This window comes from Pseudarthrobacter sp. TAF60_1 (genome assembly GCF_052113505.1).
GTDB lineage: Bacteria > Actinomycetota > Actinomycetes > Actinomycetales > Micrococcaceae > Arthrobacter.
This window is the reverse complement of the sequence record NZ_JBFRDI010000044.1, coordinates 1-1,109: the sequence shown is the minus strand read 5'-3', so window position 1 is coordinate 1,109 and position 1,109 is coordinate 1. Positions and strand designations below refer to the sequence as shown.

General features: G+C 71.5%; 1 protein-coding gene. It reads right to left on the bottom strand.

All coding sequences use genetic code 11. The features are described 5' to 3' along the window. Positions 1-1,076: L-idonate 5-dehydrogenase (locus tag AB4Y73_RS20405; protein WP_441874504.1), on the bottom strand; the 1,076-nt coding region annotated here is incomplete at its 3' end. Between the last annotated feature and the right edge of the window lie 33 nt (positions 1,077-1,109).

The window sequence follows — 1,109 nt, the reverse complement described above, 5'->3', positions numbered from 1 at the left end:
TTTTTGGCGGTGGTGAAGGCCTCCAGGCCCTGGGTGAGCGGGTAGTCGTGGGTGATGACGGGTTCGATGTGCAGGGTGCCGTCGGCGAGGGCGGTGATGACGTCGTCGATTTCGTTGTTGAAGCGGAAGGATCCGCGCAGGTCCAGTTCGCGGGTGATGGCCAGGGAGATCAGGACCGGCTGGGGTCCGGTGGGCAGGAGCCCGACCATGACCACGGTCCCGCCGCGGGCCGCGCCCTGGATGGCCGAGGCCAGGCCGTGGTGGCTGCCGGAGGATTCGATCACAACGTCAGCCTGCACGGCCGCGATCGCGTCCTTGTCCCCGGCCTGCAGGACCTGGTCCGCGCCGACAGCCGTCGCGGTTTCCAACGGTTTGGCGTGGACGTCCACGGCGGTGATCCGCGCTGCGCCGGCACGTTTGAGGACCGCGACCGCCAGGGCACCGATCGGGCCGGACCCGATCACCAGGGCGGACTTCCCGGCCACGTTCCCGGACCGGGCGACGGCGTGCCAGGCCACCGACGCCGGCTCGATCAGCGCCGCGGTGCGAAGGTCCATCGTCGCCGGGAGGGCCCGGAGCATCCTGGCCGGGAGGTTCACGTAGCGGGCAAACGCCCCGTCGGTGTGCGGGAACCGCGCGGCGGACCCCAGGTAGGTGCAGCCCGGGGACAGGTTCGGCCGGTCCGCCGGGTAGCGCACCGTCCCGTCACCCGGGCCGGGCGTCGCGGGATGGACCGCCACGTTCGTGCCCGCCGCCGGGCCGGTGCCGTCCGCAGCGGCTACTACCACGGTCCCGGAAATCTCGTGCCCCAGCACCATCGGCGCCTTCAGGATCGACTCCCCCGCCGCGCCGTGCAGCCAGTAATGCAGGTCCGACCCGCAAATCCCGCCATAGGCAACCTCCACCACTGCCTCGTCCGGGCCCGGGGCCGCCAACGGCATCTCCTCGATCCGCAGGTCTCCGGCCGCGTACGCGACCACCGCCGGACCCGAGACCGGCAGCACCGGTTCTGCGGCCGCGCCGGTTCCGCCGGTATCCCGGGTCACCGCTGACGTACCCGCCAGATGACCGCGCATCAGACCACCACCGTCATTCCGCCGTCGATAAAA